This window comes from Streptomyces sp. NPDC028289, assembly GCF_055565975.1.
This window is the reverse complement of the sequence record NZ_JBVHTI010000006.1, coordinates 745,758-766,531: the sequence shown is the minus strand read 5'-3', so window position 1 is coordinate 766,531 and position 20,774 is coordinate 745,758. Positions and strand designations below refer to the sequence as shown.

The 20,774-nt window shown below is 70.5% G+C and carries 13 protein-coding genes and 1 pseudogene; 4 read left to right on the top strand and 10 right to left on the bottom strand.

Features of this window, described 5'->3' with window-relative positions; genetic code table 11:
• Nucleotides 1–3: 3 nt before the first annotated feature.
• The 5 genes from ACZ4UV_RS32535 to ACZ4UV_RS32515 all read right to left on the bottom strand — a co-directional run bounded on the left by ACZ4UV_RS32535 (nucleotide 4) and on the right by ACZ4UV_RS32515 (nucleotide 5,756).
• On the bottom strand, nucleotides 4–1,032 hold the full coding sequence (locus tag ACZ4UV_RS32535) for an ABC transporter permease (protein ID WP_467842694.1): 1,029 nt from the start codon (nucleotides 1,030–1,032) through the stop codon (nucleotides 4–6).
• Nucleotides 1,029–1,991 carry an ABC transporter permease gene (locus tag ACZ4UV_RS32530; protein WP_451016067.1) on the bottom strand — a complete coding sequence of 321 codons (963 nt, stop codon included), beginning with the start codon at nucleotides 1,989–1,991 and terminating at the stop codon, nucleotides 1,029–1,031. Before ACZ4UV_RS32530 ends, ACZ4UV_RS32535 begins: the two co-directional genes overlap by 4 nt.
• On the bottom strand, nucleotides 1,984–3,501 hold the full coding sequence (locus ACZ4UV_RS32525; RefSeq protein ID WP_467842691.1) for a sugar ABC transporter ATP-binding protein: 1,518 nt from the start codon (nucleotides 3,499–3,501) through the stop codon (nucleotides 1,984–1,986). The genes ACZ4UV_RS32530 and ACZ4UV_RS32525 overlap by 8 nt, the downstream gene beginning before the upstream one ends.
• Before the next feature lies 1 nt (nucleotide 3,502).
• Entirely contained in the window at nucleotides 3,503–4,600 is a 1,098-nt protein-coding gene (locus ACZ4UV_RS32520; RefSeq protein WP_451016069.1) for an ABC transporter substrate-binding protein, read from the bottom strand.
• A gap of 142 nt (nucleotides 4,601–4,742) precedes the next feature.
• Nucleotides 4,743–5,756, bottom strand: coding sequence for a LacI family DNA-binding transcriptional regulator (locus ACZ4UV_RS32515; RefSeq protein ID WP_451016070.1), 1,014 nt, complete (start codon nucleotides 5,754–5,756; stop codon nucleotides 4,743–4,745).
• 158 nt (nucleotides 5,757–5,914) lie between these two features.
• Between ACZ4UV_RS32515 and ACZ4UV_RS32510 the strand changes: the two genes are divergently transcribed.
• From ACZ4UV_RS32510 to ACZ4UV_RS32500, 3 genes and pseudogenes are all read left to right on the top strand, one after another.
• Nucleotides 5,915–8,530 (top strand): PA14 domain-containing protein, encoded by a 2,616-nt coding sequence (locus ACZ4UV_RS32510; protein WP_467842687.1) that lies wholly within the window; start codon nucleotides 5,915–5,917, stop codon nucleotides 8,528–8,530.
• A gap of 269 nt (nucleotides 8,531–8,799) precedes the next feature.
• A pseudogene (locus ACZ4UV_RS32505) lies at nucleotides 8,800–9,215 on the top strand (hypothetical protein); the annotation flags it as partial.
• Between the two features lie 60 nt (nucleotides 9,216–9,275).
• On the top strand, nucleotides 9,276–11,003 hold the full coding sequence (locus tag ACZ4UV_RS32500; RefSeq protein ID WP_467842914.1) for a ricin-type beta-trefoil lectin domain protein: 1,728 nt from the start codon (nucleotides 9,276–9,278) through the stop codon (nucleotides 11,001–11,003).
• Nucleotides 11,004–11,124: 121 nt separating this feature from the next.
• Here ACZ4UV_RS32500 and ACZ4UV_RS32495 read toward each other — a convergent pair whose 3' ends face one another.
• Both ACZ4UV_RS32495 and ACZ4UV_RS32490 read right to left on the bottom strand, forming a co-directional pair.
• Complete coding sequence (locus tag ACZ4UV_RS32495; RefSeq protein ID WP_451017048.1) at nucleotides 11,125–12,033, bottom strand: SDR family oxidoreductase; 909 nt, start codon at nucleotides 12,031–12,033, stop codon at nucleotides 11,125–11,127.
• Nucleotides 12,034–12,093: 60 nt separating this feature from the next.
• A complete protein-coding gene (locus ACZ4UV_RS32490) occupies nucleotides 12,094–12,834 on the bottom strand; it encodes an SDR family oxidoreductase (protein WP_451017049.1) in 741 nt (246 codons plus the stop codon).
• Nucleotides 12,835–13,171: 337 nt separating this feature from the next.
• On the opposite strand from ACZ4UV_RS32490, the gene ACZ4UV_RS32485 reads away from it, so the two are divergent.
• On the top strand, nucleotides 13,172–14,746 hold the full coding sequence (locus ACZ4UV_RS32485) for a phosphodiester glycosidase family protein (RefSeq protein WP_451017050.1): 1,575 nt from the start codon (nucleotides 13,172–13,174) through the stop codon (nucleotides 14,744–14,746).
• A 244-nt stretch (nucleotides 14,747–14,990) separates the two neighbouring features.
• Here the strand turns inward: ACZ4UV_RS32485 and ACZ4UV_RS32480 are convergent, their stop codons facing one another.
• The 3 genes from ACZ4UV_RS32480 to ACZ4UV_RS32470 form a co-directional block, all read right to left on the bottom strand.
• Complete coding sequence (locus tag ACZ4UV_RS32480) at nucleotides 14,991–19,265, bottom strand: galactose-binding domain-containing protein (protein WP_467842681.1); 4,275 nt, start codon at nucleotides 19,263–19,265, stop codon at nucleotides 14,991–14,993.
• Nucleotides 19,266–19,832: 567 nt separating this feature from the next.
• Nucleotides 19,833–20,048 (bottom strand): DUF4177 domain-containing protein, encoded by a 216-nt coding sequence (locus ACZ4UV_RS32475; protein ID WP_451017052.1) that lies wholly within the window; start codon nucleotides 20,046–20,048, stop codon nucleotides 19,833–19,835.
• 108 nt (nucleotides 20,049–20,156) lie between these two features.
• Nucleotides 20,157–20,660, bottom strand: coding sequence for a DUF1203 domain-containing protein (locus tag ACZ4UV_RS32470; protein WP_451017053.1), 504 nt, complete (start codon nucleotides 20,658–20,660; stop codon nucleotides 20,157–20,159).
• Between the last annotated feature and the right edge of the window lie 114 nt (nucleotides 20,661–20,774).

The following is a 20,774-nucleotide window of genomic DNA, read 5'->3' as shown; positions in this document are numbered from 1 at the left end:
GTTTCACAGCACTCTCCGTCTCCGGCCCAGCCACGTCTGGGCGACCACCACCACGGCCAGGAACGCCCCGCTGACCACCTGCTGGTAGGCGGAGTCGAGCGAGCCGATCTGATTGATCACGTTCTGGATGACCTTCAGGAGCAGCACCCCGACGAGGGAGCCGCTGAGGAAGCCGGAACCGCCGCTGAGCAGGGTGCCGCCGATGACCACGGCCGAGATGGCCTCCAGCTCCATGCCGCTGCCGAGGATCGTCACGGACAGCAGCCAGGCCGCGTTGAGCGCGCCGGCGAGCCCGGCGCACAGGCCCGAGAGCGTGTACACGGAGATCTTCGTACGGGCCACCGGCGCGCCCATCAGGGCCCCCGCGTCCTCGTTCCCGCCGACCGCGTACACGTACTGTCCGAATCGGGTCCGGCGCAGCACGACGGCCCCGAGCACGAACAGCGCCACGGTGATCCACACGGGCACACCGATGCCGAGCAGGGAGCCTTGTCCGAGGGTGGCGAAGAAGGAGTCCTTGTCGACCAGATACGTCGTCGAGCCCTCGTCGGTGACGGCCAGCAGGAGGCCCCGGGCGCCCAGCATCGCCGCCAGGGTGACGATGAACGGCGCGAGCCGGACCCGTGCGATCAGCACGCCGTTGACCAGGCCGATCAGTCCGCAGACGGCGAGCGGCAGCAGCAGGGCCACCGCCGTGCCGTACCGCGAGCCCCAGGCGGCGAGGACACCGCCGAGGGCGAACAGCGAGCCCACCGACAGATCGATGCCGCCGGTGACGATCACGAACGTCATGCCCAGGGCGACCACGGCGAGGAACGCCGAGGACAGCGCCATGTTCTCCAGGTTGTCGCCCGTCAGGAAGGTGTCGAAGCTCTGCGACGCCACGGTCATGGCGATCACGAGAGTGACCAGGGCACCGTGTTGCTGCGCGAGCCCGCTCAGCCGCTCGGAGCGGTTCGTGCGCCCGGCACCGGCGCTCTTGCGGCTCGCGACGTCGGCCGGGGTTCCGGCCTCTTCGGTCTGCGTGGTCATCGCCTGCCTCGTTCCCGGGCCGCGTAGACGGCGAGGACGATCACCACGGCCTGGGCGATCTGGGTCCACGACGGCGGCAGATCGTGCTTGATGAGCGTGGTGGTGAGCAGCTGGATGAGGACGGCACCCGCGACGGTGCCGCCGATGCGCACCCGCCCGCCGCTGAGCGGGGTGCCGCCGACGACCACCGCGGTGATGGCGGACAGTTCCATCAGGGTGCCGAGGGAGGTGGGGTCGCTCGCGGCGAGGCGGGCGGTGGCCAGCACGCCCGCGATCGCGGCGAGCGCGCCGGAGCAGACGTGGACCACGACCAGCACCCGCCGGACCGGGAGTCCGGCGAGCCGGGCCGCCGGGCGGCTGTCGCCGATGGCCAGGACCTGCCGTCCGAAGGTGGTGCGGCGCATCACGAACGCGACCAGCATCGCGAGCGCCGCGGCGATGAGGACCAGGTAGGGCACGCCGAGGACGTCACCGGAGCCGAGTGCCGCAAGGCCCGGATCGCGTACGTCCTTGAGCTGGGGCAGCAGGACCAGGGCAAGGCCGCGTCCGGCGACCATCAGGGCGAGGGTGGCGACGATGGGCTGGACGCCGACGAACGCGATCAGCGCGCCGTTCGCGACACCGACCGCGGCACCCGCGATCACCGCGGTCAACGTGGCGATCCAGGGCCCGTAGCCGAGGTAGAGCGAGAGCAGGGAGGTGGCCAGTGCCATCACCGAACCCACCGACAGGTCGACGCCTTCGGTGCCGATCGCCAGTGCCATGCCCAGCGCGACGATCAGCACCGGGGCCACCTGGACGGCCTGGGTACGGAAGTTCTCCGCGGAGGCGAAGTGGGGGGTGAAGGCGAAGTTGAACAGCAGCAGCACCAGCACGCCGCTGTACACGCCGTACTCCTGCAGCAGGCGCAGCATCCGGGCGCGGTCCAGTGTGCCGCGGGCCAGGGTGAGTTCAGTCATCGCTCCCTCCAGTGGGTACGGCGGCGATGGCACGCATCAGTTCGCCTTCGGTGACGGCGTCACCGGTCAGCTCGCGGACCACGGCGCCGTCCTTGAGGACGACCACCCGGTCGCTGCCCTCGATCAGTTCCTCGGTGTCGGAGGAGATCAGCAGTACGGCGAGGCCGTCCCCGGCGAGTTCGTCGATGAGCGCCTGCACCTCGGCCTTGGCACCGACGTCGATGCCGCGGGTCGGCTCGTCCAGGAGCATGACCTTGGGGTGCAGGGCGAGCCAGCGGGCCAGCAGGACCTTCTGCTGGTTGCCGCCGGAGAGTTCGCCGACCTTCTGGTGCGGGCCCGCCGCCTTGATGCGAAGCCGTTTCGTGAACGTCTCCACGATCCGGTCGACGCGGGCGTCGTCGACGAGGCCGAAGCGGGACAGCCCGGGCAGTGCGGCGAGCGCGATGTTCTCGCGGACCGACAGACCCGGCAGGATGCCCTCGCTCTTGCGGTCCTCCGGCAGCAGGCTGATGCCGGCGCGGATGGCTGCGGCGGTCGAGCCCGGACGTACCGGGACGCCGTCGACGACGACCCGGCCGGTGTCGGTGGGCAGGGCCCCGGCGATGGCCTTCGCGGTCTCGCTGCGGCCGGAGCCGAGCAGCCCGCCCAGGCCGACGACCTCGCCGGGGCGGACCGACAGCGACACGTTCCGCAGATGGTGACGTGCCGTCAGGCCGGTTGCGGTCAGGACCGCTTCGGCGTCGGTGTCGTGCGAGCCGGAGAACTTGGTCAGCCCTTCCGCGCGCACCGCGCCGATCTCCCGGCCGAGCATCATGGCCACCAGCCGCAGCCGGTCGAGGTCGGCGAGCGGGCCGGTGTGCACGACGCGGCCGTCGCGCAGGACGGTGATCGTGTCGCAGATCTCGTACAGCTCGTCCAGGCGGTGGCTGACGAAGACGACCGCGACACCGCGCTCGCGCAGCATGCGGATCACCTCGAACAGGGTCCGCACCTCGCGTGGTTCGAGGGAGGAGGTCGGCTCGTCCATGATGAGGACGCGGGAGTCCACCGTGACGGCGCGGGCGAGCGCGACCATCTGCTGGGCGCCGACGCCGAGTTCGCGCAGCGGCCGGTGGACGTCGACCCGGATGCCGAGTCCGCGGAGCGCCTCGTCGGCCTCGCGGTGCATGCGCCGGAAGTCGATCAGGCCCAGCCGCCCGAGCGGTTCGCGGCCGAGGAACAGGTTGCGGGCCACGCTCATCAGCGGGACGAGGTTGACCTCCTGGTAGATGGTGGAGATGCCCGCCTGCTGGGCCTGGAGCGGCGTGGTGAAGCGGACCGGTTCTCCGCCGTACGTCACCTCGCCGTGGTCGGGCGGGTACACGCCGGTGAGCACCTTGACGAGCGTCGACTTGCCGGCGCCGTTCTCGCCGACGAGCGCGTGCACCTGTCCGGCGCGCGCGGTGAAGTCCACGTCGGACAGCGCGCGCACGCCGGGAAAAGTCTTGGACAGCCGGGTGACCGAGAGCACGTCAGTAGGCCTTGCCGAGGTCCGACCGGGCGTTGCCCCTGTCGTAGGCGCTGTCCTTGATAACGATGTCCTGCCCGACCTTTCCGCCCTTGGTGAAGGTGTCCAGGGTCTGGAAGGCGAGCGGCCCGAAGCGCGGATTGGACTCGATCACCGCGTAGATCCAGCCGTCCGCGATGCTCTGTACGGCGTTGCGGGTCCCGTCGATGGTGACGATCTTGACGTCGCCGGGCTTCTTGCCCGCGCCCTTGAGGGCGTTGACGGCGCCGAGGCCCATCTCGTCGTTCTCGGCGTAGATCCCGGTGATGCCGGGCTTGGCCTGGATGAGGTTCTCGGTGACCGACTGGCCCTTCTCGCGGGCGAATTCGCCGGTCTGGCGGAACACGATCTTCAGGCCGGGTGCCTTCTCCTTGATGCGGTCCTCGAAGCCCTTGGTGCGCTCGGTCGTCACGTTGTTGCCGGCGGCGCCGAGGAGGACGGCGATCTCGCCCTTGCCGCCGGTCGCCGCGATCATCTGGTCGGCGGCCCGTCTGCCCTGCTCGGTGAAGTCGGAGCCGATGAAGCTCACGTAGTCCTTGCAGGCCGTCGCGTTGATCTTGCGGTCGACGGTCACGATCGGGATGTGCCTGGCGGCCGCGGTGCGCAGCACCGGCTCCCAGCCGTCGGAGTTGAGCGGTGCGATGACCAGCAGGTTCGCGCCCTTGGCGAGGAGGTCCTGGACGTCGCTGATCTGCTTGGAGAACTGCGACTGGGCGTTGGCGGTGAGCAGTCTGACGCCCTGTGCCTTGGCTTCGGCCTTGATGGAGGCGGTCTCCGCGATCCGGAAGGGGTTGGCTTCCTTCTCGGACTGGGAGAAGCCGACGGTGGCGGTCTTCAGGTCGAGTTTCCTGCCGCCGTAGGCGTCGATGGTGCAGGTCGGGCCGGAGGCGGTGCCGGGCGAGGCGACCACCTGGCCGGCGTCGTCCTGCTGCGAGGCGGAGGGCTTCGTGTCCGAGTCGTCCTCGGACTTGGTGCATCCGGTCGCGAGCGCGAGGCTCGTCACGAGGCCGGCGGCGAGAAGCGTTCGAGCGGAGGTGCGACGGGCAAGTGCGGTGGGCTTCATGAGTGTCCCCAAACGGCACGGCCCCGGAGCTGAGAGCGCTCTCGGGGAGGCTTGCTCTTGCGTCAACTCGGCGTGCTCGTCGTTCAGGGGAGGTTTTTACATCGTTGGAAGGGTCGTGTAAAGCCTTCCGTCCGAAATCTCGTCACCGTCGGCCCAAGGTGCTCTCCCGCTCCACCAGCTCGAATTCCGCGGTCAGTTCGCGGCCGCCGGGCTCCGCGCGGCCCGACAGGCTGCGCAGCAGCGAGGCCACGGCCATCTTCGCGATGGCCTGCTTGTCCGGTGACACCGTCGTCAGGGTGACGGCACCGAAGCGCCCCTCCGCGATGTCGTCGAAACCCACCACCGCCACGTCCCAGGGCACCCGCAGACCCCGCTCGTGCAGCACCCGCATCGCGCCGATCGCGATCAGGTCGTTGAAGGCGAAGACGGCGTCCGGACGCACGCCGGAGTCCAGCAGCTCGGCCATGGCACGCGCGCCGTCGTCCCGGTCCCAGCCGCCGACCGGCACCACCAGGCTGTCCGGCGCGGGGACCCCGGCCGCGGCCAGCTCCGCGCGCCATCCGTCCAGTCGCAGGTGGGCGGGCTGGTTGACGGAGTCGGTGCGCACGCCGAGGTAGGCGATCCGGGTCCGGCCGCGACCCAGCAGATGACGCACCGCGCACCGCGCCGCCGCCACGTTGTCGATCGCGATGTGGTCGAAGGGCAGGCCGTACTCGCGCTCCCCGAGCAGCACCAGCGGCACATCTCCCGGCCGGCCCCGCAGGTCCGAAGCCTCCAGGGTCAGCGGGCTGAGGATCAGTCCGTCGATCACCCCGCCGCGGAAGCCCTGGCTGACCAGGATCTCCTGTTCGCGCTCGCCCCGCGTGTGGTCGAGCAGGACGGTGAACTCGTGCTCCGCGGCCGCGTCGATCACCGCGCCGGCCAGCTCCGCGAAGTACGGGTTGCCGAGCTCGGGAACGGCGAGCGCGATGATCCCCGTCCGGCCCTTGCGCAGATGTCGCGCGGTCAGGTTGGGCCGGTAGCCGAGCTCGTCGATCGCGGCCTGCACCCGGGCGCGCATGGCCGGGGTGACGTGCGGATAGTTGTTCACCACGTTGGACACGGTCTTGATCGAAACGCCCGCGCGTTCCGCCACGTCCCTCAGGCTGACCCGCAAGGGATCTCCTCAGCGTCGATGAGTGCCCCGCGCCCCGGGGATTTGTCATGTCCCTGGACACAGGCCGAGAGCCGTGCTCTCATGCCAACTGCCGTTCCTTCCAACGTTGTACAGACAGAAGCAACGAGCCGCCACCCTTCCTCACCCAAGGAGGATTCGTGCGCATCAGACCTCTCGGGCAACGCCTCGCCCTACTGCTCGCCGCGGCCCTGGGCCTGGCCGGCCTCACCGCTCCACCCGCCGCCTCCGCGGCCTCCGCGGCCGACGATCCCGTCGAAGTCCATGGCCTCAAGGGCGACTACTACACCCAGTCCGCCCCCGGCGCCTTCGACTTCCACGAGCTCAAGGCCACCGGGTTCGACCCGAACCTCGACTTCGACACCCTGGAGCCGCGCCTGAACTTCGCCACCGGCCAGTCGGACGACGTCAGCGTCCGCTGGACCGGGAAGATCGTCCCGGAGAAGACCGGCCCCACCACCTTCTCGATCATCGGCGACAACGGCTTCCGGCTGTGGGTGGACGGCCGGCTGGTCATCGACCACTGGGTGGACGACTGGGACATCGAACAGACGGGCCAGCCCGTCGAGTTGACGGCGAACACGGCCTACGACATCAAGGTCGAGTACTTCGAGCACTACGGCGGCTCCAACCTCCACCTGCGCTGGACCCCGCCCGGCGGCGCCAAGACAGCCGTACCGCAGTCCGCGTTCCGCCTGCCCGACGGCTTCGACTACGACGGCGCCGTCTCCACCGCCGTCCAGGCGAGCGGCCGTACCCTCGCCCTGGAGTTCGCACAGCCGCTCAGCGCGCCGCCGGCCGGTCTCGGCGAGCATCTCGACGCCGTGATCGGGGGCGCCACCTGGCCCCTGGCGGATGCCCGGCTGGACCCCGCCGCCCCCCGGAAGCTGCTGATCGCACTGAAGGAGCCCGTCGTCGGCAACAAGACCGGCACCGCGTCGGGTCTCGCCGACGTGCGCTACGACGGTCAAGGCGGCCTGGCCGGAACCGATGGCAACGTTGTCAGCCCTTTCTGGAGCAGCGGTGCCAACAAATCGACGTACGAGTTGCGCACCAAGTGGGCCGACCAGGTCGGGCCGGACAACGCCCACCTCGAGTACCCGCGCCCCCAGCTCACGCGCGGTGACTGGCAGAACCTCAACGGCACCTGGCAGTTCGCCGCCGCCACGGCGGGCGAACAACCGCCGGTGGGCAAGAAGCTGGGCGAGAAGATCCTCGTCCCGTACCCCGTGGAGTCGCAGCTGTCCGGGCTCGAACGGCACGAGGACCGCATGTGGTACCGGCGTACCTTCACCGCCCCGGCCGGCTGGAAGATCGGCTCCGGCAAGCGGCTGCAGCTGAACTTCGGCGCGGTCGACTGGCGGGCCGAGGTGTACGTCAACGGCACCAAGGTGGCCGAACACCAGGGCGGGTACGACAAGTTCAGCGCCGACGTCACCGACGCGCTGAAGCCCGGCCGCACCCAGGAGCTGATCGTCGGCGTCTACGACCCCACCGACGCGGCCGACGGCGAGAACCCGCCGGTCGGCAAGCAGCGCCTGGACCCGAGCGGCATCTGGTACACGCCGACCTCCGGGATCTGGCAGACGGTGTGGATGGAGCCGGTGGCCGCCGACCACGTCGACCGGCTCAAGCTCACCCCGGACGTCGACGCCGGCACGCTCACCGTCGAGCCGCAGGGAGTCCGCGACGGCCTGCCGGTCACGGCGACCGCCTACGAGGGCAAGCGCAAGGTGGCCACCGTCACCGGGCGCAGCGGCGGGCCCCTGACTCTGCACATCCGGAACCCGCGGCTGTGGTCGCCCGACGACCCGTACCTCTACGACCTGAAGGTGAGCGTCGGAGCCGACCGCGTCGGCAGCTACTTCGGGATGCGGTCGGTCAGCGTGGAGAAGGTGAACGGCGTTCCGCGCACCCTCCTCAACGGCAAGCCGGTCTTCATGATGGCCACGCTGGACCAGGGGTTCTGGCCGGACGGCCTGTACACCGCCCCGACGGACGAGGCGCTCGCCCACGACCTGAAGATGCACAAGAGCATGGGCTTCAACGCGGTGCGCAAGCACATCAAGGTCGAGCCCGACCGCTGGTTCTACTGGGCCGACCGGCTCGGGCTGATGGTGTGGCAGGACATGCCCGCGATGACGGCCGGGGTGAACCCGTCCGCACAGGCGCGCGCCGAGTACGAGCGCGAGATGAAGCAGATGATCGACGAGCACTACAGCAGCCCGTCGGTCGTCATGTGGGTCACCTTCAACGAGGGCTGGGGCCAGTACGACATGGCCCGCATCGCCGACCAGGCCAAGTCCTGGGACCCGACCCGGCTGGTCGACTCCATGTCCGGGCTCAACCTCGGCGAGGACGGCGGCACCGGCGACATCATGGACGAGCACGGCTATCCCAGTCCGGCCCTGCCGCCCCACCCCGACGGCCGACGTGCCCTGGTCAGCGGTGAGTACGGCGGCCTCGGCCTGGCCGTACCGGGACACGCCTGGTCGGTACAGCAGTCGTACGTCGACGTCGACCCCGCGACCTACACCGACGACTACCTGGCCAAGCTCGCCGAGGTCCACGCGCTGGCCTGCCAGGGTGGCAACGGAGCGGTGTACACCCAGATCACGGACGTCGAGGGTGAGCTCAACGGCCTGCTGACGTATGACCGCAGGGTCGTCAAGCCCGACGTCCAGCGGCTCAGGACGGCCCAGCAGGCGCTGATCTCGGACGCCTCTCGGGCCACCCCGGCCGGGTGCACTCCCTGACGCCCGCCCGGAGCCGGCGAACGCCTCCCCGCGCCACGCCGAGTCTCCTGCGCCGGCCCTGAAAAGGATGCGGTCCGCCGCCGTACAAGTGACGGCGGCGGACCGCACGGACCGCCCGGCCCCTGCACACCCCCTGGACACGGCCCCCGAACCGTGCCGTCATGCCGATTGGTCCGTACCTTCCACCGTTGAAATGCCCCAGGCGCCCCGGTGACCAGCTCGCGCGCCCTGGTTCCCGCACGCCCCGGATCGTGCCAGGAGGCTCCCCCATGCCCCTGAACCGCGGACACCTCGTCGCCGGCGCCCTCACCGTGGCCGGGGCGAGCGGTATCCCCCTCGCCATGGCCGGTCCCGCCCGGGCGGCGCGCGGCACCCGCCTCGCACACACCGCGGCATCGTCGCGCGTGGCGCCCGCCCCCGGCGGCCTCTACTCGCCCAACGCGGCGCCCCTCTCCCCCACCGCCTTTCTGCGCCTGCCGCCCGGCGCGGTCACCGCACGCGGCTGGCTCGACAACCGGCTGCGGCAGCAACTGGCCGGGTCTGTGCGGCCAGTACGCGGCGATCTCGCATTTCCTGGTGATGCCAGAGCTGGGTGTCGGTGCGCTGGGGCGACGGCTTGGACAGCGTCTTCTGGCTCTACAACCGCACCGGCGACTCGTTCCTTCTCGCCCTCGCCGACAAGATCCAGGGCCGAGTACTCGCCCTGTTCCGCTGCCGTCATTCCCCTCACTCGGAGGTCAGGTACATGTCATTGAGTCCCACAAGACCACTGCGCGGCGGATGGCGAAGAACCCTCAACCTGATTGCCGTCGTCGCGCTGACGGTGGCGGCCACCGTCAGCGCGTCGTTCACCGCCCGGGCGGCCGTGCCTCCGACGCCGGCGGGCTTCTCGCTCACCTGGAGCGACGACTTCAACGGTGCGTCCGGCACCGGCATCGACCAGAGCCTGTGGAAGTACGACACCGGGCCGGGCAGCAGCTTCGGCACCGGTGAGATCGAGACCATGACCAGCAGCACCTCGAACGTCTACTACGACGGCCAGGGCCATCTGGTGCTCCAGGCCCTGCACTCCGGTTCCGACCCGCGCAGCGGATGGACCTCGGGGCGCGTGGAGACCCAGTCGGCCTCCTTCGGCGCACCGGCCGGCGGCGTCGTCCGCATCGAGTCCGTCCTGCAGCAGCCCAACGTCACCACCGCCAACGGCGCGGGCTACTGGCCGGCGTTCTGGATGCTCGGCGCACCGCTGCGCGACGGTGTGGTCTGGCCGAAGTCGGGCGAGATCGACGTCATGGAGGACATCAACGGCCGCAGCTCCGACTTCAGCACCATCCACTGCGGCGTGAACCCGGGCGGGCCGTGCAACGAGTCGACCGGTATCGGTTCGGGTGAGCGCGCGTGCGCGGGCTGCCAGACCGGCTTCCACGACTACGCGGTGGAGATCGACCGCTCGGTGTCGCCAGAACAGATCCGGTTCTACCTGGACGGGAACAACTTCTTCACGGTCAACGCCAACCAGGTGGACGCGACGACCTGGTCCGACGCGATCGACCACCCCTTCTTCATCATCTACGACCTCGCGATCGGCGGCGGATTCCCGGACGCGTTCGGCGGGGGCCCGAACGCGGCCACGCTCTCCGGCGGCAAGCTGGTCGTCGACTCGGTGGCCGTGTACAACAAGGGTCCCGGCTCCGGCGGCGGTGGCGGTTCGGTGACCGGCCAGACGATCACCGGACCGGGCGGCAAGTGCGTGGACGTGGCCGGTGACGACACCGGCGGCGACGGCACCGCGGTCCAGCTGTGGGACTGCCAGTCGGCGGCCAGGGACCAGCACTGGACCTGGAGCGGCCAGACCCTGCAGACCCTCGGCAAGTGCCTGGACATCGCCGGCGGCAACAGCGCCGCGGGGACCAAGTTGCAGCTCGCCACGTGCAACAGCGGCGGCTACCAGTCATGGGTGCGGCAGACCGACGGTTCGCTGCGGAACCCGACGAGCGGCCGGTGCATCGACTCGCCCTCGGGCGCCACCGCGAACGGCACCCGCCTCCAGATCTGGGACTGCAACGGCTCCGGCGCCCAGAACTTCGCCATCGGCACCCCGATCTACGGTCCCGGCGGCAAGTGCGTGGACGTGGCCGGTGACGACACCGGCGGCGACGGCACCGCGGTCCAGCTGTGGGACTGCCAGCAGGCGACGTCGCTCGACCAGAAGTGGACCTGGAACGGCCAGACCCTCCGCACGCTGGGCAGGTGCCTGGACATAGCGGGCGGTGTCAGCGTGGCCGGCACGAAGCTGCAACTCGCCACGTGCAACGGCGGGGGGTACCAGAACTGGGTCGTCAACGCCGACGGCTCGATGTACAACCCGACCAGCGGCCGGTGCATCGACTCCCCCTCGGGCGCCACCGCGAACGGCACCCGCCTCCAGATCTGGGACTGCAACGGCTCCGGCGCCCAGAAGTTCGCCCTGGCATGACCGAAGGTGCGGGACCCCCGCAGCCGGCGGGGGCCCGCACCTGCCCGCCCCATCCTGGACACCGCCGACCGACACCACCGGACTGCTTCCGGCGGACTCCGTCCAGCTCATGGTGGATGTCTCAGCTCTGGACGGTGAGCAGGTCGGCAAGGCCGATGCGGGTGAGGAAGCCGCGGCGGATGCGGTCGGCGGTCTTGGAGACCTCCTCGGATCCGTCGTCGGCGGGGTCGACGTGTACGCGGTACGGGCGCTTTCCGGCGGGCAGGGCGACGATGCGGGCGATCTCGTCGGAGACGAGCGACGCGGGCGCCTCCTCGGGGGCGAGGGCGGCGAGCTTGGTCGCCATCTGGTCCATCAGGCCGGGGTACCGGCTCTCGTACTCGGCCTCGACGGCGGTGTCCTCGGGGTGGCCGGAGTGCGCGAAGTGGTTGGTACCGCTGGTGAACGAGCCAGGGACGACGATCGAGGTCTCCACGCCCCAGCGGGCGAGTTCACCGGCGTAGGACACCGCGAGGGAGTCCATGGCGGCCTTGGCCGCGAAGTAGGGGGCGAGGTAGGGCGGGGTACCGCCTTTGACGCTGGTGCTGGACACCCAGAGCACCAGTCCTCGCCGGCGCCGACGCATGCCCGGCAGCACGGCGCGGTTGACGCGCTGGGTGGACAGGACGTTCACGTCGTAGAGCTCGGCGAGCTGGTCGGGAGTGAAGGCTTCGGCCGGCCCGGTCACCATGTGCCCGGCGTTGTGGATCAGCACGTCGACGCGGCCGTGCTCGGCTTCGATCTGCGCGACGGCGGTGTCGACCGAGAGCTGGGAGTTCACGTCGAGCTCGATGGACCGCAGGTCGACGTGGTGCTCGTCGGCGTAGTGGGCGGCGGCCCGGACCTGGGGCGCGTTGCGGCCGGTGGTCCGGCGCATGCCGGCGTAGACGGTGTGGCCGGCGTCCGCCAGCGCACGGGCGGTGAGTGCTCCGAAACCGCTGGAGGCGCCGGTGATGACGACGATGGTGCCGGTGGTGCCGGTGGTGGACATGGACGTGGTTCCTTTCCGCGATGACGGTGCAGGGGCGGGGTGGTGCGTGTGCGGCGGGGGTCAGGCGAGTCCTCCGTTGGCGTAGAGGACCTGTCCGTTGACCCAGCGCGCGGGACCGGCCAGGAACGAGACGACCTCGGCGATGTCCTCGGGCCCGCCGAGCCGCTCCAGCGGGGTCGCCTTGGCGAAGTTCGCGATGGTGGCGTCGTCCTTGCCGTCCAGGAACAGCGGTGTGGCGGTGGGGCCGGGCGCGACGGCGTTGACGGTGACGTTCCGGCCGCGCAGCTCACGGGCCAGGATGAGGGTCAGGCCCTCGACCGCGGCCTTGCTGGCTACGTAGGCGCCGTAGCCCGGCAGCTGGGTGCGGACCACCGAGGTCGAGACGTTGATGATCGCGCCACCCGGGCGGACCCTGCGTGCCGCCTGCTGGGAGACGACGAAGGTGCCGCGGATGTTCGTGCGGTGCATCCGGTCCAGGTCGGCGAGGTCGAGCTCCGCGACGGGGGACAGGATCATGATGCCGGCGGTGTTCACGACCACGTCGATGCCGCCGAAGGCCGACTCGACGGCGTCGAAGGCCGCGCTCATCGCACTCTCGTCGGCGACGTCGCCGCCCACCGCCAGGGCCCTGCCGCCGGCGGCGGTGATCGCGGCCACGGTGTCCTCGGCCCTGGCCTTGTTTCCCTCGTACTGCACGGCGACCGCGAAACCGTCCTCGGCGAGCCGTTCGGCCGCGACGCGGCCGATGCCGCCCGAGCCTCCGGTGACCAGCGCGACACGGACGGTGGTGGGGGTGCTCATGGGGGTCTCCTTTTTCAGGCGCGTCTAAATGAACGACACGTTCATATAACCATGAAATGAACGTGCCGTCCATATCTTTGGGGGATCTCTCCAGGGCCACGGACGCACGGCGGCGGGCCACCCGGCCCCACCCCGTCGAATGTCGTACAGGCTTCTCCGCCAGGTGTCCGCCGCTTCACGCAGGGGTCTTGGAGCCGGCCTGGGATGGCGGGGCGGTGCAGGTATGACGGGTGGCGCCGCACACGTCGAGTCGTACGTCGGGAGAGGCATGTCTGTCAGAGCCGAGACGTTCGGGCACGCGATACGGGGTGGGCGCCGGAGGGCGGGACGGGGTCTCGTGCCGGCGACCGTGCTGGCCCTGGTCGCGTTCGTTCCGCCGGCCGGCGCGAGCACCCTGACCGGGAACGCCGCCGCGAACACCGCCACGAACACCGTCGCGTGGACCACTCGGCACGTGACGCCCGGGGTCGAGGTCCGTACCGGGGTGCTCAGTGACCCGCGGGCCGCCGGTGTGTGGACGGTCACCGTCCAGGCCCCGGCCGTCAACCGCCTCACGGGGGCCGCCACCTGGGCCCCGCTGGGTGACCGCGGGTGGGCCGACACCACCGCCGGGCAGTTGCGGGCCGCCGGGTTCGCGCCGCGCGTCGAGCGGGTGACCTGGGACCAGTACGCCGACACGCCGCACGGCACGATGGGCTGGCAGGTCAGGGTCGGCGAGTACGCCACGCAGGCCGAGGCGGGGACGCTGGGTTCGGCGATGTCGGCAGCCGGTTTCCGAGCCTCCGTCGAGTGGACGGGCTACGACGGACGCCGCCCCGCCGACGCGGAGCGCGTCCACGTCGCCGTCGTCGATCCGGCCCGGCTGCGCGGCACGGTCGAGGTGAGTGACGGCGGGGACGCCGCCGACCGCGAGAAGACCTCGACCGTGGCCGCCCGTCTGGGCTCCCTGGTCGGCGTCAACGGCGGATTCTTCGTCACCTCCGACGCGGACGGCGTCCAGGGCACCTCGGCCGGGCTGTCCGCGGTGCGCGGCGAGTTGCAGTCCATGGCGGCCGGTTCCCGTGCCGCGCTGATCCTCGCCGACGGCGGACGGCACATCCGGGTCGCCGACCTGTCCACCACCGTGACCGTCCGTTCCGGCTCCGTCGTCCACGCGGTGCAGGGCGTCAACCGGGTCCCGGGCAAGGTGCGCAACTGCGGCCGCCCCGGCGCCGTACCCACCGAACTCCCCCGCCAGGACCTCACCTGCTCGCTCCCGGACGACCTGGTGAGGTTCACCTCCGAGTTCGGGGCGCCCCTGCCGACCGGCCCTGGTGTCCAGGTCGTCCTCGACCGGCACGGCGTCGTCCTCTCCCAGGGCGACCGCGGCGGCTCCGTGCCCGCCGGCGGCTCGGTCCTCCAGGGCACCGGGACCTCAGCCGCCTGGCTCGCCGAACACGCCGCGACGGGCCGCCGGCTGGAGCTGCGGGAGACGGTCCGGGACACCTCGGGCAGGCAGGTCCCGCTCGGCCCCGACGACAGCATCGTCAGCGCGGCCCCGACCCTGGTCGAGGACGGCCGCGTCCACATCGACGCCGCCGCCGAGGGCACACTCGACCCGCTCGACCTCTCCTTCGGGTTCGCCTGGTCCAACGTGCGCCAGCCCCGCACCCTGGCCGGCGTCGACGCTCGCGGGCGCCTGCTCCTGGTGACCATCGACGGCCGGCAGCCCGGTGTGAGCGAGGGCTTCACGCTCGCCGAGGCGGCCCGGTTCATGCGCTCACTGGGCGCGGTACAGGCGCTCAACCTGGACGGCGGCGGCTCCACCGCCATGGCCGTCGACGGCAGCCTCGTCAACACCACGTCCGACGCCACCGGCGAGCGTGCCGTCGGCGACACGGTCCAGGTCCTGCCGCGCGCCGGACAGGACTGACCACGCGAGCGCGGCACCTTCTTCGCCGAGGGCCCGTCGGCGGCCCCGTCTCACCGGAGATAGAGCGCTCCGGTAGGGCCGCGGACGACCTCGCGCAACCCTGCCGCTCGTGGTCCTTCGACGGCGGCACACTGCACGCCCCCGACCCCGACGCCCGTTTCGGCCAGACGATCGGGTAGTGCCGGACACGGCAGGAAGGGGCCTCCCCGCCGGGACGCCCCTTCCCTTCACCGCCCTTCGGGACCTACTCGATGTTGATCTTGAAGGTGCTGGTCGTGTTCCTGATGTCCTGGGCGTTCCCACTCATCCGCAGGTTGCGGAAGGTGGCCTCGCCGACGGCAGGACCCTGGCCGGGCTCGGGCAGTTCGTTGGCCCAGATGCCGAAGCCGGACTTGGCGTCGAAGGTGTCTCCGCTCTTCTTGGAGTTGGTGATGGAGATGTCGGTGAAGATGGTGTCCTTCACCGGGAACTGCGGCTGACCGCCGACGTAGTTGGTCTGGAACATGACGCCTCCGTAGGTGGAGTCGTCGATGTCGACGTCGTTGACCCGGATGCCCTGGAAGACCTTCGAGGCGGAGAACGCCCAGATGGCGGGGAAGACCTGGGAGCCCCAGAAGTGGCCGCCCGTCCGGTCCAGGGAGACGTTCTCGATCGTCGTGGGATCGGTGCCGAAGCCGTTCATCGGGTAGCCGAAGTCCAGCGAGGAGATCGTGATGCCGGAGTAGACGAGAGTGTCGGCGACGCGGATGTTGCGGAAGGTGTTGTCGTAGCCGCCGTAGACGGCGATGCCGGCCGCCCGCCAGGTGAGGGTGGAGGTCAGGTTCTCGTAGAGGTTGTTCTTCTCGTCGGCGCCGCCGGCATCGATGGCCGAGAAGAGCGCGAAGCTGTCGTCGCCCGTGGCGCGGGCGTCGTTGTTGACGACGTGGTTGTCCGTGGAGCCGTTCGTCATGTTGATGCCGTCGGCGAACGTGTCACGGATACGGGAGTTGGAGATGGTCATGTTGTCGGTGTTGGCGCCCCAGTAGAGGCACACCATGTGCTCGGCCCAGATGTTGTCGATGGTGACGTTCGAGACGTTGGAGAAGTCGAACACCTTGCCCGGGCCGTCGATCCGGGACGTGTAGTTGCCGAAGTAGGCGAAGCCGGCGAACGTCGAGCCGTTGGCCGTGGCCTCGGCGCGGAAGCCCACGTCGGTGTTCTCCTGCGAGGCGGGGGCGTGGAAGCGGGTGAACCACGGCCCGGCTCCGACGACCTTGACCGCCTTGCCGTACACCTGGAACTTGCTGGAGGTGTCGTAGTCACCGGCGGGCAGGTAGACGCCGACGAGCTTGCCCGTGGTGTCCATGCGGACCTTGTCGAGGGCGTTCTGCACGTCCTGCTGGGTGAAGCCGGCCGGGACCGTGTAGGCGGCCGGGTCGGGGTTGGGGTTCGCCGTCGCCTGTTCGGTGTTGATGAAGTCGACGGCGTAGTAACCGGCCGTGTTCGCCGCGTCCTTCTGGAGGCGAATCCTGGAACCGGCGGGCACGGTCTTACCGAGCAGCAGGTTCGACTCGTCGTAGATGTGGCGCGGGGCGCCGGAGCCGGGTGAGTTGCCGGGTGCGGTCTCGCTGCCGTAGAGCCAGGCGTACTTCGAGGTGAGGTCGATCGCCTTGAGGAACTGGCCGTCCACGTAGACGTCGAGGGTGGCGTCGGTGCCGTCGGGGATCGCGAAGCGGGTGACCAGGGTGTTGGTGGCGGCGCGGGTGGTCCACTCGACGTACTGGCCGGTGGCGTCGAGCGTGACCGCCTTGCGGCCGCTCGCCTCGCCCGCGAAGTCGCCGATGGTGCGGTTGGGGCCGACGACCTTGGCGCCGCCGCCGACCGTGCCGTCCTCGGCCTCGTACATGTCGTACGGCATGTCGGCGCCGCGGCCGACGAACAGGTTCTGTGTGGTGGCGTTGTTGGTGCGCTTCACCGGGAGTTCGTTGGCGTCGTCGGAGATGACCGTCTTGACGGTGTACTTGCCGTTGACGGCCGTCCAGGAGCCGAGGCTGACCGGTGCGGTCGTCTGGCCGGAGGCGATGGTGCCGTTGTAGGAGCCCGAAAGCGTCTTGACGGTGGCGCCGTTGGCGTCCTGGACCGTCAGGGTGACGCCGTGGGCGCCGGAGGCCGAGGCCACCGTCCCCTGGTTCTTCAGGGCGACCGTGAACGCGACGGTGTCACCGGCGGAGGCGCTGGAGGGCGTCCAGGCGACCGGCGCGGCGACCAGGTCGGAGCTGGAGACGGGCTTGACGACGAGGGCGTCGGAGCGGGTGAAGGTGTTGTTGCCCTCGTTCTGCTCGATGACCTTGTTGGACGGGTCCACCTCGGCGCCGACCGGGTAACTGCCCGCGTCCCGGGTGCCGATGCTCGCGGTGACCGTCGCCGAGGCGCCGGCCGCGAGGGCGGGGACGTCGGCCGTGGCCGCTTTGGTACCGCCGAGGGTGAAGTTCAGGTCGGTGGCCTTGGACGCCTTGCTGCCGCTGTTGGTGACGGTCGCGGAGAGGCTGATGGCGTCCGACTCTACGGGCGCGGCGGGCGAGTTGGTGATGCCGGTGACCTTGAGGTCCGGGTTGGCGGCCGGGGTGCCGATCACCTGGAGCTCGCCGACCTGTCCGCCGGGGGCGCCGGTGTTGGAGGCGAACTTGAGCTGGATGTCGGCGACGGCGCCGGAGACCGGGATGGTCACAGTGTTGCCGGTGGCCGGGTTGAACGTGTAGTCCTTCGCCGCGACGAGGCTGGTGAAGGTGGTCGCGTCCTGGTCGCGGCCGAGCACCTGGATGTTCTGGGTGCGGGTGGACCAGGCCGGGTCCGGGTTGAGCTTGACGACGACCTGGCCGAGGTCGGCGTTGGCGCCCAGCTTGGTGGTGAGGGTGGCCGGGTAGGCGCCGCCCGCGCTCTCCCAATAGGTGCCGATCTGGCCGTCGTTGGCGTTCGCGGCGACGTAGGTGAAGGTGTACGAGGAGGCCTCGACGGGCTTGCCCTGGGCGAGGTCGGAGCCTGCACCGGAGCCGGGCCGGGTGACGCTGTTGCTCGCCACCGACACGTTTCCGGCGGCGTCCTTCGCCTTCACGTAGTAGGTGACGGTGGCCGTCGCCGACGGGGTGTCGGTGTACGTCGTCACGTCGCCCGCCAGGGTCTTCACGAGCTGGTCGTTGGCATAGACGTCGTACCCGGTGACCGCCACGTTGTCGCTGGACGCCTGCCAGGTGAGCTTCACGTCGCTGCCGGATTGCGTGTAGGCGAGGTTGCCGGGCGCCGTGGGGGCCTGGGTGTCGCCGCTCGCGCCCTTGCGGGTGACGCTGTTGCTGTTGGCGGAGACGTTGCCCGCGGCGTCCTTGGCCCGCACGAAGTACGTGATGTCGGTGCCGGCCGGCTGGGTGTCGGTGTAGGTCAGGACGTTCCCGGCGACGCTCGCCCGCAACTGGCCGTTGGCGTAGACGTCGTAGCCGGTCACGCCCGTGTCGTCGGTCGCCGCGCTCCAGGTCAGCTTGATCTGCCCGGTGGTCGGCTCGCTGCAGGTCAGGTCGGCGGGCGCGGTGGGCGCCTGGGTGTCGCCGGTGGCCGGTCCGTAGACCTCCAGCTCGGACGCCTGCCCGGCGGGCCAGCCGTCGTTGGCGGTGAACAGCGCCCGTACGTACCGCGTGGTGGTCGTGTCGAAGGTGATGGTCGCCGACTGGTCGTCGGAGCTGTTGAAGGCGTACGTTTTCGACGCCGTCAGGTCGGTGAAGTTCTGGTTGTCGGTGGAGCCCTGGATCTTGAGCGTCTGGTTGCGGCTCGGCCAGCCGCTGGGCAGGCGCAGCGTCACCTGGTTCACCTGGACCGAGGAGCCGAGGTCGACCTTGAGCCACTGCGGGAAGGCGTTGTTGGTGCTCTCCCAGTAGGTGTTGCGGTTGCCGTCACCGGCGTTGGCCGCGCCGTAGACGTCGGCGTGGCCGCTCTCGCTGAAGGGCTTGCCCAGGGCGAGGTTCGGGGTCGCGGCGGCGGTCGTGAGGACCTGCATCTCGGCGAGCTGGGCGGTGCCGGCGGCCGAGTTGGCGCTGAAGTCGGCCCGTACGTACCGGGCGAGGGTGGCAGGGAAGGAGACCTTGACCGTGTTGTCGTTGCCCGGGCCGAAGACGTACTGCGCCGTCGACTTGAGCGTGGCGAAGCTCTTGCTGTCGGCGCTGCCCTGGAGCGCCAGCGTCTGCCTGCGGGTCTGCCACTGCTCGGGCAGCCGCAGCACGACCTCGCGGACGCGCCTGGTCCGCCCGAGGTCGGTCTGGACCCACTGGGCCGACTTCTTTCCGGCCTGCCAGTAGGTGTCGGTGTCGCCGTCGGTGACGTTGGCGGCCGCGTGTGCGGAGCGGGCGCTGCCTGCCGTGGTCGCGGTGTCCGCGGCGGCGTTCGGGCCGCCGGCCGCGCGTGCGCCGACGGCCGGCAGGCCCAGAACCATGACGGCGGAGGCGAGCACAGCGGTCGCCGCGCGCCGTCTCCAGGATCTCGGCTTGTGTCGAGTCATGCGGGGTCACTTCCTGCGGAGGCTCGCGCGCCGATGGGGCGGCGAGGGCGGCTCGTTCCTGGCGGAGTGGTGCAGAAAGGTGCGGCACGGAACAGCGCCGCGCAGACTTTTGCATTGTTTCATCGAAATATTGCAGAGCGATGCGGACCCGTCTACTACCAGGACTGCACAAATTTCACCAGAAGCACGCATGCATCGGGGGGTGAAGACGGCGTACGCGCCGCGCCCGAGACCAAGAGACTGTGCATGCTGTACGTGCATCGCTCAGCGCAAGTGAACGCAAGGAGCGCAAATTATTGCGCTTCCGCACGCCTCGGTCCGACAGTCAAGAACGGCTCAGAGCGAAGGACGGGCCGCCTCGGATGCCGCACCACCCGACGGGCAAAGCGCCGGCACGCTCGTGTTCCTGCCGGTGGGGGCCCGGTGGCCGACCGCGGCCCACCGGGTCTGGACGATCATCACGTCGCCTTTCGGCCGCTTGCGCGCGAGTCAACGTCGGGGAGGACGGCGAACGCCCCCGGACCTCGGTGGGTCGGGGGCGTTCGGTTGCTGCCGGCTGCGTTCCGGTCAGCCGCGGGGACGCTCGAAGGTCAGGAGCAGGCCCTCGACGGCTCCGGGACCTATGCGGCCCTTGACGTCGGCGGAGGTGATGGCCTTGAGGGCCCAGCCGTCCTCGGCGTGCTCGTTGAGGACCTTCTCCAGCTTGTCGCTGTCCAGCGCGTCGCCGATCAGCGACTCCCGGAAAGTGGCGACCTTGTATTCGTAGGCGTAGGCACTGCTCATGACTGCGGGGTCCTCCTGCCGGCGGAGCCGGGTCGGTGTGGAATCGGCCGGGGCCAGCCAATCATCCCCGGGTGCCGTGGCGCACCGCCGGGCCTCCGTCTTTCTGCTTCAGGGGCGGTCCACGCGGAAGTGGTAGCAGCCGTATTCAACGGCACGCACGTGTACTTGGGCGGTGCCGGGGTCGGCGAAGGCCTCGGCCAGGGCATGTGCGAACGCCGCCTGGGCGTCGTCGGGAAGCTCCAGGAGGCGGCCGCCCGTGATGTGCCCTCGGCTGTCGTAGCGGCGCAGGACGCGCAGCGCGCCGGGGCGGGCCCACGGATAGCCGAGGTGCTCGCCGGCCGGGCCGCCGCAGTCCTCGGCGTGGACGAAGACCGGCCCCTGCTCGTCGTAGGCCCCGGGGTCGGCACCGGTCCGTGACGCCCAGCGGCGCAGCGGGGCGTAGGAGAGCAGGGCGATCCGCTCGCCCGAGGTACTGGACCGCAGGCAGCAGCGCAGGGGCGCGCCGCCTTCGCCGTCCGGGTACGGGCGCGGCGGATTCCCGGCGTCGTCACGGACCCGGAGCTCATTGAGGGCGACGGAGGAGATGGGGAGGGGCGGGAAGGCGGTGGTCATGCCGTCCAGCGTGACGCGGTACGACGCGGGTCGCTGGCGGGTATCGGACCCCGTACTCGGCCGGCATCCGCAGGTGATACGGGCAGCCGACCACGGATGCGCCCGTCAGCTCGG

What these genes read in the sequence shown, in the direction of transcription:
- ACZ4UV_RS32500 (WP_467842914.1), top strand. Translation starts at nt 9,276, where the DNA reads ATGTCATTGAGTCCCACAAGACCACTGCGCGGCGGATGGCGAAGAACC.
- ACZ4UV_RS32520 (WP_451016069.1), bottom strand. Translation starts at nt 4,600, where the DNA reads ATGAAGCCCACCGCACTTGCCCGTCGCACCTCCGCTCGAACGCTTCTC.
- ACZ4UV_RS32490 (WP_451017049.1), bottom strand. Translation starts at nt 12,834, where the DNA reads ATGAGCACCCCCACCACCGTCCGTGTCGCGCTGGTCACCGGAGGCTCG.
- ACZ4UV_RS32495 (WP_451017048.1), bottom strand. Translation starts at nt 12,033, where the DNA reads ATGTCCACCACCGGCACCACCGGCACCATCGTCGTCATCACCGGCGCC.
- ACZ4UV_RS32535 (WP_467842694.1), bottom strand. Translation starts at nt 1,032, where the DNA reads ATGACCACGCAGACCGAAGAGGCCGGAACCCCGGCCGACGTCGCGAGC.
- ACZ4UV_RS32530 (WP_451016067.1), bottom strand. Translation starts at nt 1,991, where the DNA reads ATGACTGAACTCACCCTGGCCCGCGGCACACTGGACCGCGCCCGGATG.
- ACZ4UV_RS32480 (WP_467842681.1), bottom strand. Translation starts at nt 19,265, where the DNA reads ATGACTCGACACAAGCCGAGATCCTGGAGACGGCGCGCGGCGACCGCT.
- ACZ4UV_RS32470 (WP_451017053.1), bottom strand. Translation starts at nt 20,660, where the DNA reads ATGACCACCGCCTTCCCGCCCCTCCCCATCTCCTCCGTCGCCCTCAAT.
- ACZ4UV_RS32475 (WP_451017052.1), bottom strand. Translation starts at nt 20,048, where the DNA reads ATGAGCAGTGCCTACGCCTACGAATACAAGGTCGCCACTTTCCGGGAG.